Source organism: Pseudomonas sp. LD120, from assembly GCF_009861525.1.
GTDB lineage: Bacteria > Pseudomonadota > Gammaproteobacteria > Pseudomonadales > Pseudomonadaceae > Aquipseudomonas.
This window is the reverse complement of sequence record NZ_WVHL01000005.1, coordinates 1059178-1074388: the sequence shown is the minus strand read 5'-3', so window position 1 is coordinate 1074388 and position 15211 is coordinate 1059178. Positions and strand designations below refer to the sequence as shown.

The 15211-nt window shown below is 62.7% G+C and carries 19 protein-coding genes and 1 pseudogene; 12 read left to right on the top strand and 8 right to left on the bottom strand.

All coding sequences use genetic code 11. The features are described from left to right. Positions 1-17 precede the first annotated feature (17 nt). A complete protein-coding gene (locus PLD_RS19180; protein ID WP_011059155.1) occupies positions 18-335 on the bottom strand; it encodes a hypothetical protein in 318 nt (105 codons plus the stop codon). Positions 336-340: 5 nt separating this feature from the next. Next, on the bottom strand, positions 341-502 hold the full coding sequence (locus tag PLD_RS30480; RefSeq protein ID WP_178116190.1) for a hypothetical protein: 162 nt from the start codon (positions 500-502) through the stop codon (positions 341-343). Here PLD_RS30480 and PLD_RS19175 point away from each other — a divergent pair. The 4 genes from PLD_RS19175 to PLD_RS19160 all read left to right on the top strand — a co-directional run bounded on the left by PLD_RS19175 (position 501) and on the right by PLD_RS19160 (position 3703). Next, positions 501-1223 carry a hypothetical protein gene (locus tag PLD_RS19175; protein ID WP_256674689.1) on the top strand — a complete coding sequence of 241 codons (723 nt, stop codon included), beginning with the start codon at positions 501-503 and terminating at the stop codon, positions 1221-1223. The two genes, PLD_RS30480 and PLD_RS19175, sit on opposite strands and share 2 nt — an antisense overlap. A gap of 38 nt (positions 1224-1261) precedes the next feature. Further along, complete coding sequence (locus PLD_RS19170; RefSeq protein WP_178116189.1) at positions 1262-1750, top strand: hypothetical protein; 489 nt, start codon at positions 1262-1264, stop codon at positions 1748-1750. 217 nt (positions 1751-1967) lie between these two features. Continuing rightward, positions 1968-2105 carry a hypothetical protein gene (locus PLD_RS19165; RefSeq protein ID WP_159895466.1) on the top strand — a complete coding sequence of 46 codons (138 nt, stop codon included), beginning with the start codon at positions 1968-1970 and terminating at the stop codon, positions 2103-2105. A gap of 131 nt (positions 2106-2236) precedes the next feature. After that, complete coding sequence (locus PLD_RS19160) at positions 2237-3703, top strand: glycosyltransferase family 39 protein (RefSeq protein WP_159895464.1); 1467 nt, start codon at positions 2237-2239, stop codon at positions 3701-3703. A 77-nt stretch (positions 3704-3780) separates the two neighbouring features. Here PLD_RS19160 and PLD_RS19155 read toward each other — a convergent pair whose 3' ends face one another. Then, entirely contained in the window at positions 3781-4116 is a 336-nt protein-coding gene (locus tag PLD_RS19155) for a hypothetical protein (protein WP_053156290.1), read from the bottom strand. Positions 4117-4314: 198 nt separating this feature from the next. Between PLD_RS19155 and PLD_RS30750 the strand changes: the two genes are divergently transcribed. Next, positions 4315-4863 (top strand): hypothetical protein, encoded by a 549-nt coding sequence (locus tag PLD_RS30750; RefSeq protein ID WP_256674688.1) that lies wholly within the window; start codon positions 4315-4317, stop codon positions 4861-4863. 87 nt (positions 4864-4950) lie between these two features. Continuing rightward, complete coding sequence (locus PLD_RS19145; RefSeq protein WP_159895462.1) at positions 4951-5409, top strand: hypothetical protein; 459 nt, start codon at positions 4951-4953, stop codon at positions 5407-5409. A gap of 42 nt (positions 5410-5451) precedes the next feature. On the opposite strand, the gene PLD_RS19140 is transcribed toward PLD_RS19145, so the two are convergent. Next, positions 5452-6009 (bottom strand): pesticin C-terminus-like muramidase, encoded by a 558-nt coding sequence (locus PLD_RS19140; RefSeq protein ID WP_159895460.1) that lies wholly within the window; start codon positions 6007-6009, stop codon positions 5452-5454. Positions 6010-6177: 168 nt separating this feature from the next. Here PLD_RS19140 and PLD_RS19135 point away from each other — a divergent pair, with 168 nt between their 5' ends. The 3 genes from PLD_RS19135 to PLD_RS19125 all read left to right on the top strand — a co-directional run bounded on the left by PLD_RS19135 (position 6178) and on the right by PLD_RS19125 (position 7962). After that, entirely contained in the window at positions 6178-6561 is a 384-nt protein-coding gene (locus PLD_RS19135; protein ID WP_159895458.1) for a transcriptional regulator, read from the top strand. An 82-nt stretch (positions 6562-6643) separates the two neighbouring features. Then, positions 6644-7303: a DUF2589 domain-containing protein gene (locus PLD_RS19130; protein WP_159895456.1), complete on the top strand. Its 660-nt coding sequence runs from the start codon at positions 6644-6646 to the stop codon at positions 7301-7303. Between the two features lie 80 nt (positions 7304-7383). Beyond that, complete coding sequence (locus tag PLD_RS19125) at positions 7384-7962, top strand: DUF2589 domain-containing protein (RefSeq protein WP_159895454.1); 579 nt, start codon at positions 7384-7386, stop codon at positions 7960-7962. A 63-nt stretch (positions 7963-8025) separates the two neighbouring features. On the opposite strand, the gene PLD_RS19120 is transcribed toward PLD_RS19125, so the two are convergent. Beyond that, complete coding sequence (locus tag PLD_RS19120; RefSeq protein WP_159895452.1) at positions 8026-8703, bottom strand: histidine phosphatase family protein; 678 nt, start codon at positions 8701-8703, stop codon at positions 8026-8028. Between the two features lie 251 nt (positions 8704-8954). Between PLD_RS19120 and PLD_RS31270 the strand changes: the two are divergent. Both PLD_RS31270 and PLD_RS31265 read left to right on the top strand, forming a co-directional pair. Then, a pseudogene (locus tag PLD_RS31270) lies at positions 8955-10127 on the top strand (methyl-accepting chemotaxis protein); the annotation flags it as partial. Beyond that, complete coding sequence (locus PLD_RS31265) at positions 10122-10985, top strand: methyl-accepting chemotaxis protein (RefSeq protein WP_371929098.1); 864 nt, start codon at positions 10122-10124, stop codon at positions 10983-10985. The pseudogene PLD_RS31270 and the gene PLD_RS31265, both read left to right, overlap by 6 nt. A gap of 276 nt (positions 10986-11261) precedes the next feature. Here PLD_RS31265 and PLD_RS19110 read toward each other — a convergent pair whose 3' ends face one another. Then, on the bottom strand, positions 11262-11654 hold the full coding sequence (locus PLD_RS19110) for a DUF3077 domain-containing protein (protein ID WP_159895448.1): 393 nt from the start codon (positions 11652-11654) through the stop codon (positions 11262-11264). A gap of 563 nt (positions 11655-12217) precedes the next feature. On the opposite strand from PLD_RS19110, the gene PLD_RS19105 reads away from it, so the two are divergent. After that, on the top strand, positions 12218-13246 hold the full coding sequence (locus PLD_RS19105) for an AraC family transcriptional regulator (protein WP_159895446.1): 1029 nt from the start codon (positions 12218-12220) through the stop codon (positions 13244-13246). A 13-nt stretch (positions 13247-13259) separates the two neighbouring features. Here PLD_RS19105 and PLD_RS19100 read toward each other — a convergent pair whose 3' ends face one another. Next, complete coding sequence (locus PLD_RS19100; protein ID WP_159895444.1) at positions 13260-13628, bottom strand: glyoxalase superfamily protein; 369 nt, start codon at positions 13626-13628, stop codon at positions 13260-13262. Between the two features lie 116 nt (positions 13629-13744). Next, positions 13745-15211, bottom strand: a complete 1467-nt coding sequence (locus tag PLD_RS19095; protein WP_159895442.1) for an amidohydrolase family protein — start codon at positions 15209-15211, stop codon at positions 13745-13747.

Below are 15211 nucleotides of genomic sequence, written 5' to 3'. Positions count from 1 at the left end.
GCCGGAGCGAGGCCGTGCTACAGGAACACGGCGGACAACATCCCCAGCGCGCCGAGGCAGAAGCCGATCAAGGCACCGCGCCCGGGCGCCTGCTGGAACAGCGCCCAGATCACCAGCGGCTCCAGGAGCAGCAGCGACGTCACCGAGACCACGGTGATGATCCAGATGTCGCCCACCGCCACGTACCCCAGCCAGTAGGCCGCCAGCAGGCAGATACCGCCCAGGCACATGATCAGCACCGGCAACGCCAGCTCGGCACCCGAGGTGTTGCCGGAATGGGCCAGCCGCGCCACCACCACTTCACTGTAGATGGCGCAAAACTCGCCCAGCACCATCAGCCCTACAGCAGAAACTCCGAGTAATTCTTTGGACATGTGACAAACCCCTTGGTATTGAGAGCCCGATTTTTCAGCTCCCAGGCATTGATCGCTCCGCTGACGGAGCCGGAATCACGATGCGCAGGGGTACGGGGCAACTCGGTAATATCCAGGAACTTGAACATGTCCATCTCCTTCTGGGTGGGTGACGCAAACCAGGCCCGTGAACTGTCGACGGGCCGCTGCCTGTATAAGGGATTTGCGCCCCCGGCGTCATCTGCCACGCGCATTCACCGCGAAAAAACCACGCAAACTCCACAATCAAAAGGCCTGCCTGCCGATAGCCTGGGTCCGGTCATCCTCAGCCTGAAGCCCGTGCCCACCATGTCCCAAGCGCCCCAATCCGTTCGCCCCCTGAACCGCGGTCACTGGATCGCCACCTACTTCATCGGCGTCGCCGGGCTGTCCCTGGCCCTGATGCTGGTGCTCAACCTGGTGCTGCTGAGTACCAGCCAGAATCCATGGAAGGCGCTGCTCGACGCCCTGTCGTTCAGTGTGGCGGTGCTGATGGTGAGCCTGGTGCTGATTACCCTGATCGCCGCCTTGCCGTGCATCCTGTTCTTCTGGCTGGCCCAGCGCTTTACCTGGCACCGCCTGTGGATCTACCTGGTGAGCGGAGCCTTGGCGGCGCAGTTCGCCATTCCCGTGATGACCCAGCTGCTCCCCGAACTCTTCAACCTCCCGCACGGCGTCAGCGCTGCGCTGCACTATTTACAGCTGGCATCGATGTTCGGCGGCTGTGGGGGTGTTCATGGGGGTAGTGTTCTGGTGGCGCAGCGGGCGTCACTTGCGCTGAGCCGAGTCTTTACTCACCAGCGGCCCGACGCCAAGCAACCCGCCCCTTGAGCAGGGCCAAAGCAGCCACCCATAGAGCGATCTTTTCCATGCCCGCAACAACTCCACCCCAACGCAGCGTGCAGCTGGAAGACTGGTTCGCCGCTTACTTCATCGGCGTCACGGCCCTGGCCACGGTGCTGGCCTTACTGCTGATGCTGACGATGCTGGCCAGCGCCGGCTCGTTGAACACAGACATCATTCTGCAGACGCTGTTCGTGGGCCTGCTGACCCTGGTCGTCAGTGGCGTGCTGACCGGCATTCTCACGGCGTTGCCTTGCGCGCTGTTCTTCTGGCTGGCCCAGCGCTTTGCCTGGCGCAACCTGCTGATCTACCTGTTCAGTGGCGCTGTGGCCGCCATGCCGACCATCCCCGTGGTGGCGAGCCTGGCGCCCTCCAGCTTCTATACCGACCGCGACGAGGATCAACCGCTACCCGACGGTTTGCCGCGCTACCTGCCGCTGGCGCCGCTGTTCGGTTGTTCAGGGGCCTTCCTCGGCGGCATCTTCTGGTGGCGCAGCGGGCGCCACCTGCGCTGACCGGTCTCCGCCGCCCCATTCCCGTAGGGGCCGGCTTGCCGGCGAAGAGGACCTCCAGCCCTCCACCAGGCTTGATGACGCTTTCTCCGGCCAGCCAGCTCATACCACGCCAACAGCAAAACGGCGCCCCCCCCGCCAGCCTCTACAACGAGGCGCTGGGCTCGGCCTCGCGGGCTACCACCACCTTGCCCAACAGACCGCCCTGCTCCAACTGGGCATGGGCGTGAGCCTTCAGGGCTACTCCACCGAATGCGCTGAAGAGGCCATCGAGATCAGCGTGCTGGGCATTGGCTACCCTCTCTACGAGCAACTGTTCCCGCACGCCGTGGCGGCCTACCTGAAAGCCCCGGGATAACTCGGCCCACGCGCGGGAAAACCGACTATTTCCCCCTACTTGTTCACAATTTGTTAAGACTTGCCTCCGTATACTTTGGCGCTTGCCCGCAGCCTTCCGGCTGCGCCTCTTGACCTGCCGGCGCACCACTCATGTCCCGACCCGCTCCGCTGCTGTTCCTGCTGGCCTGCCTGCTGTTCTTCTTCGCCCTGGGCAATCACCAATTGCAAGGCTCGACCGAAGCCCGGGTGGCCGGGATCGCCATGGAAATGCACCTGGACGACGACTGGGTCACGCCGCGCCTGTTCGGCACGCCATTCCTGGAAAAACCGCCGCTGAGCCTGTGGCTCGACGCCGGCGCCATTCGTGCCTTCGGCGGCACGCCCCTGGCGGTGCGCCTGGCCTCGGCCTTTGCCGGGCTGTTCAGCGTGATGCTGCTGTACGCCATGCTGCGCCGTTTTGGCCGCCCGGCCACCCTGGCGGCAGTGGCCGGGCTGATGCTGGCGACCATGGCCAGTTACTGGAGCAACGTGCGCGGCGTGGGTGAAGATGCCCTGCTCAGCCTTGGGGTGACCCTGGCCCTGCTGGCGTTCTTTCAGGCCCAGCGCCGTCAGGCTGAACAGCAACCGGCGTTGCTGGCCTGGCTGGCCTTCGCCGGCGGCATCGCCATCGCCACCCTGAGCAAGGGCGTGCTGGGCCTGGCCATGCCGGGGGTGGTGATCTTCGCCTACCTGCTGGCCGACAGCCTGATCGAAAAACGCTTTAGCTTCAGCCTGTGGCTGCGTCCAGGGTTGTTGACCCTACTGGGGCTGGTGCCCTTGGCCATCTGGCTGTGCGTGCTGTATCAACGCGGTGGCCTGCAAGCCCTGGGCGAAGTGCTGTGGACCAACAGTGTCGGGCGCTTCGATGGTTCCTTCGTCGAGGCCGGGCACTACGAGCCCTTCTACTACTACCTGGCCAAACTGCCCCAGGCCTTCTTGCCGTGGAACATCCTGGTCTACCTGGGCCTGTGGCATTTCCGTAAAACCCTGGTGCAGAATCGCTACCTGCTGTTTTTCACGCTCTGGTTGCTGGCACAGTTCACCCTGTTGTGCCTGGCCTCCAGCAAGCGCACCGTGTACTTGATGTCGCTGACCCCGGCCGCCGCGGTGTTGGCCGCCGAATACGGCGCGGTGCTGTACCAGCGTCTCGCCCAGCGGGCTCGGGGTACGGGGTTCTGGAGTGCCGTGGGACGTCAGCGGCGAGGCCTGGCCGTCACCGTCATGGGCTTGGTGATCTGCGCGTACCTGGTGAACGCACAATGGGCCGCGCCCCGGGCTGATCGCACACTGTCCTTCGTTCCCGTGACCGATCAGATCATGGCGCTGCAGGCCAGCGGTCATCGCTTGGCGCTGTATCAAGCCAATGAACGCATCGGCGGGGCCAGCGTGTTCTACACCCAAAGCCTGCTCAAGGACCTGCAGACCGAGACGCAGTTGCAGGCCTTTCTTGCTGAGTCGGCGCAGCACATGGCGGTGCTCGGTGGCGCCGAAGTCCCCCAGCCGCCCTTGCAGATACAGCGAACCATCCTGGTCGGCCGCCAACCCTACTACTTCGTCAACCTGACACCCGCCCACTGAGGCAAACAGAAACGGCACCTGAATCAGGTGCCGTTTCTGTTCGGCGGACGTTTAACCGGCCGCGCCTCAGCAGAGAATCACTGAGGGTTTTTGAGCTTGACCACGTCACCGGAGACCTTGGTGGTGTAGCCGTTCAGGACCCAGGCCCAGAACCAGCTTTCCTGGACCTGGGTGTTGATCAGAGCATCACCGCCCTTGGCCTTGATCGCCGCAGTCTGGGCGCGTACGAAGCGGTTGTTCTGCTGGATCGGGAACATGCCCAGCAACATGATGCCGGTGGCGCTCCCTTCGCTGTGACCAATGACGGTGTACTGGCTGCTGTCCAACTGCTGGGTTTTCATCGGGGCGCCGGTGCAGCCCGCAAGAACCAGACCGAGGCAGGCAGAGGCAACGACTTTGCTGATGTGCTTCACGACGTAACTCCATGGAAAAAGCGTCCGGGATTCATTTCCCGGGCGCCGCACTTTACTCGCGGGAAATTGAAATGCCCATCCCCGTCGTCCCCTATCCCTAGAACCCCACCCCTGAACCCTTTCCCGCTGATACCCGCTCACCGCCCTTGAAACCATGACTCCTGCCCATTGACGGGCATTTCCTCAAAGGAGTCAGTCATGACCATCAGCGTTACCACTACGACCCTGGACCAGGCCGTCGCCCAGAAACGCTTCGACGATGCCTGCCGCTATCTGCGCCAATCCGACCTGGCCAATTTCCTGCTCGACGAACTGATCGCCGTCAAGGAAGAGCTGATCGTGGAAGTCACCAACTCGTCGGCCCCGGACAAGACCGACCGCTGGATTCCTCCGGCCACCACCTCCACCACTTCCGCCGGGCGCGTGGTGTGGAACCTCAAGTCCCAGGTCTATGCCATCGAGAAAAAATACAAACAGCCGGACCTGAGCAACTTCCAGAAATTCCTCGCGCTGTTCAGCAGCGATCGGGTCGAGCGCCTGTCCCCGGCCCTGGTGCTGATGCAGGAGCTGGGACACGCCTGCCAGTTCCTCACCAACAAGGCCGAGTTCCGCAAGCAACTGGCGGACAAAAACATCCTCGAAGTGGAAAACATCAACGTCAACGCCATCGAGAACACCGTGGCCAAGGAACTGACTGCTAAAAACAACAAGGAAGGCCTGCGCTGGGATTACCTCGACGCCCGCTAAGCTTTGCTGCCCCGGCGGCACCCTGTCGCCGGGGGACTTCCCCGTGTTCGGCTCGGGCCGTTGCGGCCTGGAAAAGGAGATATTCCCATGTTGATGCTGCGTTCACTGATCCTCGGCCTGAGCCTGCTGGCCAGCGCTGCCCACGCCCTGGAAACCACCCACCTCCCACCCGCCACCCTCAAGGCCTACGCCGCCACCCTGAGCCCCGCCGCCGGCAACAGCCAATGGCAGCAACTGTGGAAACGCTCTCGGGACAAGGGCGCGTTCACCCAACAGGGCGAGCAACCGCGCTTTACCGTCAGCCACGACAAACTGCCGGACATGGCCCGCACTACCTTGCGCAATGCCAACAGCGTGTCCGCGCAAAACACCACCCAGGCGCTGTACCGCTACGAGTTTTCCAACTTCATCGGCCAGGCCAAGGGTATTTCCCTCAAGGCCATGTGCCTGTTGGTGGACTGGCGTTCGCTGCCCAGCAACACGCAGCCCGATGACACCAGCCACATGGGCAATGCGAGCCTGCTGCACACCTACCCCTGCCCTTGAAGCCGGCGAGCCGCCCAGGTCTTGAGCCTGGGCGGCAAGCGCTTACGAGGTTAGCTGCGAGCCCAGCAGATCGGCCTCCTTGCGCCGACGGGTGGTGTAGCTGTCGCCAAAACTGCGCAGGTTGGCCAGGGCACTCTTCCAGTCGCGGGACACCACCTGGGCCCAGAAGTTCGGCGTGCGAGTGGCCAGATTGCCGTACTGAAAGGCCACCGAGGCGATCACGGTCTGCATCGGCGCCGGCAGTTGGGCAAAATCCACCCCGCTGGCCCGGGTATAAGCCGCTGCCAGTCGATCGACGAAGGGCGCCTTGTACGCCTCGTCGATAAGCTCGGCCTCGGCGCTGCTGATGCTCAGGGGCTGGTCAGTGAGAAACTGCTTAGCCTTGGGCCCCGTCAGCCCCAGGTACGGTGTCAACCGCCGCAGCAGATCCGCCGGCAGGTTGAGCGCCTGCAGATCCCGGACCCCGCGCTGCCCCAGGTCGAACCCGGTGCCCACCGTGACCCCGCTTTTGCTGTTGGCCGCGTCCGGCACGTAACCGCGAGTCATGGCACCGCCTTCGAGGGCGGCGATGAAACTGAAATCAATCGCATAACGAGACATGGATATTTCCTCATCCAGTTGAAGAAAAGCCAGTGCACCACCCGCGACCGATACAAAATCAGGATGTAATAGTTCCCATTAATAGGGGGGAAATTTCCCACTGAACAACGGACGAGGCACCTCCTTAGGATCGAACCAGCGTTACCCATAATTCCAAGGAGGTACCAAATGGACGTGAAAGACCTCAGTCTCATTGATGTTCGCCAACTCCCCCACTCGCTCCAGGCCCTCATCGACTGCATCGGCCTGGAGAACGCCTACCGCCTGACCCGCGAATACGGCGGCCGCCCCAAGTACATTCCCAAGCACGCCGAACGCACCTCGCTGGCCCTGATCCTGCCTCCCGACGCCCTCAACGCCCTGATCGAACGCTTCGCCGGCCTGGCCCTGGAAATCCCCAAGGCCGACCACTTCTGCCGGCAGATCCGCAACCAGCACATCCAGTTGGAAAGCCTGGGGGGCATTTCCCGCAGCGTGCTGGCCGACAAGTACGGCCTGAGCCTGCGACAGATCGGCAACATCCGCCGCCTGGAGGTCAACACACACCGGTAAGCGATTCCCGCTGATTCGGCCGTCACGGTTTTCTTAAGGTGCAGGTGCGCATTTCGCGCAACGAAAAACAAGGAACTAGACCATGGCAGATATTGATAAGGGCTTGATCGGTGGCGTGATTGCCGCGCTGCCCCTGGACAAGATGATCACCGGTCCGTTGATGGCGATGATTCAGGCGCAGGTCGCCGCGAGCAAAGCCTATGCGGACTTCCTGATGGGCGTGTGCATCAAGGACGGCCAGGCGGTCTCGGTGCAGTTCGACTACGACGAAACCCTGGTGGATGAACAGGGCGTCTACAAGGGCACGGTGAAGAAGTCGATGCGCATTCCGCTGCTGGCGGCCATCAGTCACCCCAACATCACCATCGAGGAAGGCTCCATCGAGTTCGAGCTGACCATCAGCCAGATGGCCGAAGACACCAGCGCCACCGAAGCCTCCGGCAGCTTCGAGGCGAAGCTGGGCTGGGGCCCGTTCAGTGTGTCGGTCAAGGGCGCGGCGAGCCACAAATCCACCCAGACCCGCAAGACCGACACCCGCGCGCGCTACGCCATCAGCACCAAGATCGTCCGCCAGGACCCACCGGAAGCCCTGATGCGCGTCATCGACTTCCTCACCGACGCCGCCACCAAGCCGGTGCGGCTGCCAAGCACTCAAGCGACCGACCCGGACAAGCTGCCAACCGCTAATACGCTGGCAATGCCGGGCGCCGCGGCCGAGAAGAAAACCGGTACCGGCGGTTGATCCACACCGCACCTTCGCCCCAGTCACCCGCCCCGCCTTCACGGCGGGGCACCTCAGCCACCGAACAAGGAACGTGATCCATGGCGTTTTTTTCCCGCAGCAAGGAGCCCATGTCGGCCAGCGACCTGAGCCACATCACCCGAGGCATGCATCAGGCCGCCGCCGCCACTCACAACCTGATCGCCCAGCAGTACATCAAGTTGTTCGACCAGTTCTTCGACTACAACGTCAACGACCTGGGCACGCCGATGAAGGCCAAGATGGTCGAGGTGGCGCTCAACGAAGACCACATCATCAATGTGCCGCTGATTGCCCTGGTCTCACCCAAGGGCCTGGCCCTGCACAAGATGACCGTCGACCTGTCGGTGCGCATGCAGGCCACCGAGCTGCAGAAGGCCAGCCACGACTTGGAGAATGGCGAGCTGCAAAGCGAGACGTTTTTCGTCACCTTCGGCAGCGGCAAACGTGATGGCCAGGAACGCGACCCGGACGAGGTACAGATCAGCATGGAGTTTCGCGACTGCCAGCCGCCGGAAGCGATCCAGCGCTTGATCGAAGAGTTCACCAACCTGATCAGCCCGCAACGCTTCAATGAGGGTCCGGCTCCGGCAGCACCCGCCGGCAATGCGCCTGCCGACCCGGACGTACTGGCGCCTTGAGCTACGGCAGATGACCGGCCCGATGGCCCATGAGGGCCGGCCAGCCCCAGCGGCCGCCTGCCCTCAGAGTTTGAGGTTCACCGAGCGCCAGTCGCTGGCCTCGATCAGGCCGAGCATCTTCGGCGCGCCATTGAGGGTGTCGGTGGAGACAAACACCGACGCACCGTAACCCAGGGTCGGGGTCGCCAGCTTCAGGTCCTTCTCCAGTTGATCCATGCATTCACTGTGGGTGACCAACACCAGATTGCGCCCGCTGACCTTATGCGCCAGCACGTCATGCAGCATGCTGTTCTTGCAATTGAACAGCCAGTCGTCGCCGCTGCTGACTTTGCTGAACATGTAGCCAGCCGTCTGTGCGGTACGGGTCATGGGGCTGTTGTAGATATCGGTATGCGCAAGGCCCAGGTGTTCGAACTGCGCACCGATACTCACGGCCACATCGCGGGCGCGATCGGTAATACCGTCGGCCGGCCCCAGACAAACGGCATTGGAGCGATCGCAACGCTCCACATGGCGCACCAGCACGATCATGTCGCCCTTGGCCCAACTGCGGGTCAAGGCCTTGATCCCCGCCACATTGCCGTGGGCCAGGTCGGGCACAGCCGCCGGCTCCAGCCAGAGCAGCCCCAAAGCAAATACGAACAGAACACCTGCCAACAGTGCCAGCCGGCGTCTGTAACCCAGCAGCGCGCTTGCCAAGAGCGAGCGTTTGACCGGCGCAAAAGCGAGTCGTGTGGTCACGGTGCAACTGCCCCTCTGAGAATGATTCGGTGCATTGAGCCGCTCGCGCCGAGACTACAAGTCCCAAATGACAATTGAGCGCTGTCGAGTGCCTGGGCGATCGACTCAGCCGACTCTAGGGAGGCAAGCGTGGGGCTCGGGTGAAATGAATGTGAAAAAAAGCTCAACGGACCGGCGGTTAAGCCCGAAAAAAATAGCGCACATCATCTGAAACATTGTCTTGACGCAATGCCAACGAAATCGTTTCAGCTATGGCACCTCCCGCCGATACCCCCCCTACAAAACACCTTGCTGGTCATCTACAAAAACAATCTTCCAGCCAACTTAAAGATCAAGAAGCGAAATGTTCCTGGAGGAATTTAATGAATAGTTGGTTTGCCAACATCAGCGTCAACCTCAAGCTGGGCCTGGGTTTCGGCCTGGTCCTGGCCCTGACCACCGTCCTTGCGCTGACCGGCTGGACCAGCCTGGGCAGCCTGATCGATCGCAGCAACTGGATGAGCGACATCACCCAGTTCAACGCCGGTCTGACCAAGCTGCGTGTCGCCCGCCTGCAATACATGCTGGCCAACGGTGACGAAAGCGCCGCGCAGAATGTCCAGAGCCACCTGGACAGTTTCAGCGCTCAGCAGAAACGCCTCCTGAATTCCTTCACCAACCCGGAAAACGTCAAGCAACTGCAAGCCCTGGGTGCCACCATCAGCGCCTATCAGGAGTCGCTGAACAAGATGCGCAGCGCCTACCGCAACGGCGACGCCGCGCGCCTGAGCATGAGCCAGAACGCCGAAAGCGCTAACGCGCTGATCAACGAGATCAACACCCGGGTCACGCAAATGCCCATGAGCGACGAGCGTTTCGTACAGCTCCAGGCCATCACCCAGGCCAAGGAAGCCTTCCTCCTGGCACGCTATGAAGTGCGTGGCTACACCAACACCAGCAACCCGCAAAACGAACTCAAGGCGGTAACCCAACTCAACGCCGCGATTACCGAACTGGGCCAGCTCAAGGCTCATTTCAGCGGCACCCAGCACGAGGCCCTGCAACGACTGGAAAGCGCCCTGAACGGCTACCGCGGTTCGCTGCAGTCGTTCAAGGCAGCCCTCAACGATGCCGTACAAGCGCGCAAGGAAATGACCGAACAGGGCGCCGACATCGTCAGCCGCAGCGACGCCATGTACCAATTCCAACTGGATCGTCGCGACGTCGAAAGCGCCCAGGCGCGTAACCTGCAATTGATCAGTACCCTGCTGGCGCTGCTGGTGGGCGTACTGGCCGCGGTGATCATCACCCGGCAAATCACCCGACCACTGCAGGAAACCCTGGTCGTGGTCGAGCGTATTGCCTCCGGCGACCTCACTGAAAACCTGCGGGTCACCCGCCGCGACGAACTGGGCGTGCTGCAACAAGGCATCGCCCGCATGGGCGTGACCCTGCGCGAACTGATCGGCGGCATCCGCGACGGCGTGACGCAGATCGCCAGCGCCGCGGAAGAGCTGTCGGCCGTGACCGAAGAAACCAGCGCCGGGGTCAACAGCCAGAAAGTCGAGACCGACCAGGTCGCCACCGCCATGCACGAGATGACCGCCACCGTGCAGGAAGTTGCACGTAACGCCGAAGAAGCCTCCCAGGCCGCGGCCGCCGCCGATGGCGAAGCCCGTCAAGGTGACAAAGTGGTGTCCCAGGCCATTGAGCAGATCGAGCGCCTAGCCAGCGAAGTGGTGCGTTCCACCGATGCCATGACCGTGCTGCAAAAGGAAAGCGACAAGATTGGCAGCGTCATGGACGTGATCAAGGCTGTGGCCGAACAGACCAACCTGCTGGCGCTGAACGCCGCCATCGAAGCCGCTCGCGCCGGTGAAGCCGGTCGTGGTTTCGCCGTGGTCGCCGATGAAGTACGGGCCCTGGCCCAGCGCACCCAGAAGTCCACCGAAGAAATCGAAGAACTGGTGGCGGGCCTGCAAAACGGCACCCAGCAAGTGGCCACCGTGATGAGCAACAGCCGCAGCCTCACCGACAGCAGCGTCGAGCTGACCCGCAAGGCCGGCGCCTCGCTGGAAAGCATCACCCGCACCGTGTCCAACATCCAATCGATGAACCAGCAGATCGCCGCCGCTGCCGAGCAACAGAGCGCCGTCGCCGAAGAGATCAGCCGCAGCATCATCAACGTGCGCGACGTGTCCGAACAGACCGCCGCCGCCAGCGATGAAACCGCTGCCTCCAGTGTTGAACTGGCGCGCCTGGGCGGCCAGTTGCAGATGATGGTCAGCCACTTCCGCGTCTGATTTGCAGCGCGCCCTTCGCCGGCAAGCCGGCTCCCACAGACCGTTGTAGGAGCTGGCTTGCCAGCGAAAGGCGCAACGCGCTGGCCCTACCTCACTTCAACAAGGGTGGCGGCTGCGTGCAGGCCTGCAATGCCAGGAAGAAGCAACCTGGTGGATCCGAAAATCCGCCAGCACGCAACCGCCATTAATTGACACGGCTACAAGCGTGATTGCAAACACGCTTGATGTACCACTACCGGTTTAGGTTAGCCCGGTCCCTGCCGGCGACGTCCTGCCCTACCCCGCCGGTTTACTAGCGCCATCCAACAGCGCATCCACCACCGCCCGCGCCATCTCCACCGAATGAATCATCGACCAGATCAGCCCGCGCTCGATGCCGCTGGCACTGGTGATTTCGTCGGCCGTCTCTTCCGCGCACTTGAGCAGCAATGAAACGTGCAGCAGCGCCTCTTCGGCACTGACCCCTTCACATACCGCAAACAGCGGACGGCCCTCGCCATCCCGACAACCAAAGCGGGTGCTGCCAGTGGCAGTGAAGTGCTCATGCAAAGGGGGCGAAAGCGCGGTGTTTTGCAGCGCCTGTAGCAAGGTCTTGTTGGGTTCTTCCAGCGCAGTGATCAACTCACGGCTGGGTTGCAGAACGGGTGGATCGGGAACGATTTTCTTCACGGCAAAACTCCTGGAGAAGTTGAACCGCCACGCATCGCTACCAAACGATCAAGGTGGCGGCCATACGCAGGTTGGTAGACCGGGACTCCAGGAAACCCAGCGCACACGAGGTGCCCTGCGCACAGCCGCCATAACACGTCGACAGATTAAGGCCTGTCGAAAGTCAGCGGCGCTTGTGCCTGAAGTGATGCGGGCTACCAAACCCGATCGCTGAAATGCAGCGACGGCCGAAGACTAGCCCTGGACATTCGATAGGCACAAGCCATGCAAACAGTTGAAATGTAACGGGGGGATTCTCGCGGAAACGCCCTACAAATCAAAGCGAAAATCCGCCATCAGAGGCAAACTTTATCGCATCCCTGTAGCCGCTGCCGCAGGCTGCGACAAGGCCCGCAGGGCCTTCCGAGGCCCTCAAGGGCGGCGTCCCCTTCGGGGCCGGTCGCAGCCTGCGGCAGCGGCTACAAGAAGCGGGGTCGCCGGCCATTTACAGCACTTGGGGTTTGCCCTTACCTTTCCCGGTCCGCGTCCTGCTGTCCGAAGGATCTGTCACCAGGAATATCTCGATGCCCAGCCTCGGTTTTACCTCGGTCCCACCCCTGCTGAAATATCTGCTCTATGCCGAGCAATTGGGTATTGCCACCGAGCCGGCGCTGGCGGCGGCCGGGCTTGGCGCCGCGCAGTTGAACGACACCAGCCTGCGCCTGCCGCTGGAGGTGCATGAGCGGCTGCTGGACTATTTCTGCCAGTACTCGGGCGATCCGCTGTTCGGGCTCAATTCGGCGCGCTTCGTCAAACCCAGCTCGTGGAATGTGCTGGGCTACATCACCATGAACTGCGCGACCCTGGGCGAGGCCATGGGCCGCATCATGCCGTTCGAGAAGCTGGTGGGGGACATGGGCACCAGCCGCGCCGACGTCGCTGGCAATGAAGTGCGGCTGATCTGGAGTTGCCGCCATCAGCGCCCGGACATTCGCCGGCACCTGGTGGAAAACGTCCTGGCGTCCTGGCTGTTGTATGCGCGCTGGATCGCCGATTCGCAGTTATCGCCCAGCGCTGTGTGGTTCGAGCATGCGCTGCCGGAACAGGCCGAAGCGGCGCAGTATGAGGCTTTGTTCGGCTGTCCGGTGCTGTTCGGGCAAGCCTGCTCGGCCCTGGTGGCGCCGCTGGAGTACCTGCAAATGCCCCTGCGCCAGGCCGATGCGCGTTTGCTCAAGACTCTGGAAGATCACGCCCAGGCGATGATGGCGGCGCTGGCCGATGCGCCCCTGGCGTTGCAGGTGCACAACGTACTGCGGCAGTTGCTCAAGGACGGCCTGCCACGCAAGGAACAGGTGGCCGAACAGTTGCGGATGTCGGAGCGGACGTTGCAGCGCCAGTTGCAACAGGCGGGCACCTCGTATCAGCAGATTCTCGATGACTTGCGCCAGGAGCTGGCCGAGCACTATCTGCGCCACAGTGCGTTGTCGATCCAGGACATTGCCGACCGCCTGGGGTATAGCGAGCCGCGTTCGTTTCACCGCAGCTTCAAGAGCCGCACCGGGCTGACCCCGGGGCAGTTCCGCCAGGCCGTCCCCGGCCTCGACCCAGCCTGAAACCTGAAACCGATCAGACGCTGATGGCGTTGGTGAACACCAGCCGGTTGCCGAACGGATCACTGATGCTCATGTCCTGGCTGCCCCAGGGCATCGCCTGAATCTGCGGGTGGGAAAAACGGTACTGCTTGGCCAACAGTTGCTGCTGGAAGGCTTCCAACTCATCGGTCTCGATGCGCAGCGCCGCGCCCGGGGTGCAATCGCCATGGTGTTCGGACAGGTGCAGCACACACTCGCCGCGGGACACTTGCATATACAAGGGGAAATCATCTCCAAAGCGGTGTTGCCAGTCGAGGTTGAAACCCAGGAAGTCGAGGTAGAACTCCCGGGCCTTGGCTTCGTCGAAGATCCGCAGGATGGGGGTGGTTTTGCCAAAACTCATTGCGCGACTCCCTGACTGAAAGACGCCGACTCTACCGAGGGCGATTATCAGCAGTTCGGCGCCACCCGGGGATTCTTTAATAGCACTGAGCCAGCACTGTGATGAACGTCAAGAAATCAGTCCGCTGAGTTAAAGCCTCTGGACAAATCCCCATGGCGTGGCAGAAAACGCCCCATGCGCTGTCCACTGGCCTGCCCTTCGACGTAGCTGCACACGCCATTGACCCAAACCCCGTCGATCCCTTCTGCCGCTTGCTGCGGGTGCTTGAAGTCGGCCAGGTCGCGCACCCGCGCCGGGTCGAACAGGACCAGATCGGCCCAGTGGCCTTCGCGGATTTCACCGCGCTGCTGCAAACCGAACCGCGCGGCGCAAAGCCCGGTCATCTTGTGCACGGCGGTGTGCAGCGGGAACAGGCCCAAGTCACGACTGAAGTGCCCCAGTACACGGGGAAAGGCGCCCCACAAGCGCGGGTGAGGAAAGGGATCTTCCGGCAGGCCATCGGAACCGATCATCGACAGCGGGTGGGCCAGGATGCGTCGCACATCGTTTTCATCCATGCCGTGGTACACCGCCCCCGCCGGTTGCAAGCGCTCGGCGGCGGCCAGCAGGCCAAGGCCCCAGTCGCTGGCGATTGCGTTCAGATCACGACCGTCCTGTTCCGGATGCGGCGTCGACCAGGTGATGGTGATGGGATAGGCCTCGGTGACCTGTTTCAGGTCCAGGGTCGAGGAGCTGGCGGCGTAGGGATAGCAGTCACACCCCACCGGATGCTCCCGGGCCGCCTGTTCCAGGGCCGCCAGCAGTTGCGGACTGCGCCCCCAGTTGCCGGCGCCAGCGCATTTGAGGTGCGAGATGATCACCGGCACCTTGGCCGCGCGCGCAATGAAAAAGGCTTCATCCATGGCCTCCAGCACCGGCTCGAATTCGCTGCGCAGGTGGGTGGTGTACACCGCGCCGAACGCCGTCAGTTCCTGGGCCAGTTGCAGCACTTCGTCGGTGTCGGCGGCAAAGGCGCTGGCATAAGCCAAGCCGCTGGACAGCCCCAGGGCACCGTCTTCCAGGCTTTCGCGCAGTTGCTCGCGCATGGCCGTGATCTCATCGACGCTGGCCGTGCGGTACAAGTCCGTCAGGTGGTTGCTGCGCAGCGCTGTGTGCCCCACCAGCGCCGCGACGTTGACCGCCGGGCGCGCTGCATCCACCGCCGTGCGGTAGTCGCGAAAGCGCGGGTAAACAAACATCGAGCGCTCACCCAGCAGGTTCATCGGGTCCGGCGGATCGCCCTTGAGGCTCACCGGCGCGGCGCTGATCCCGCAGTTGCCGACAATCACCGTGGTCACGCCCTGGCTGAGTTTGGGCAACATCTGTGGCTGGCGGATCACCACGGTGTCGTCGTGGGTGTGCACGTCGATAAAACCCGGCGCCAAGACCCGGCCGGCCGCGTCGATGTCTTGCACGGCCGTGGCGCCGGCCAGCTCGCCAATACGTTGGATACGCCCGTCGTGAATCGCAAGGTCAGCGGGGTAACCCGGGCGGTTGCCGCCGTCGATGATCAGGGCATTGCGGATCAGCGTGTCATAGCGCAT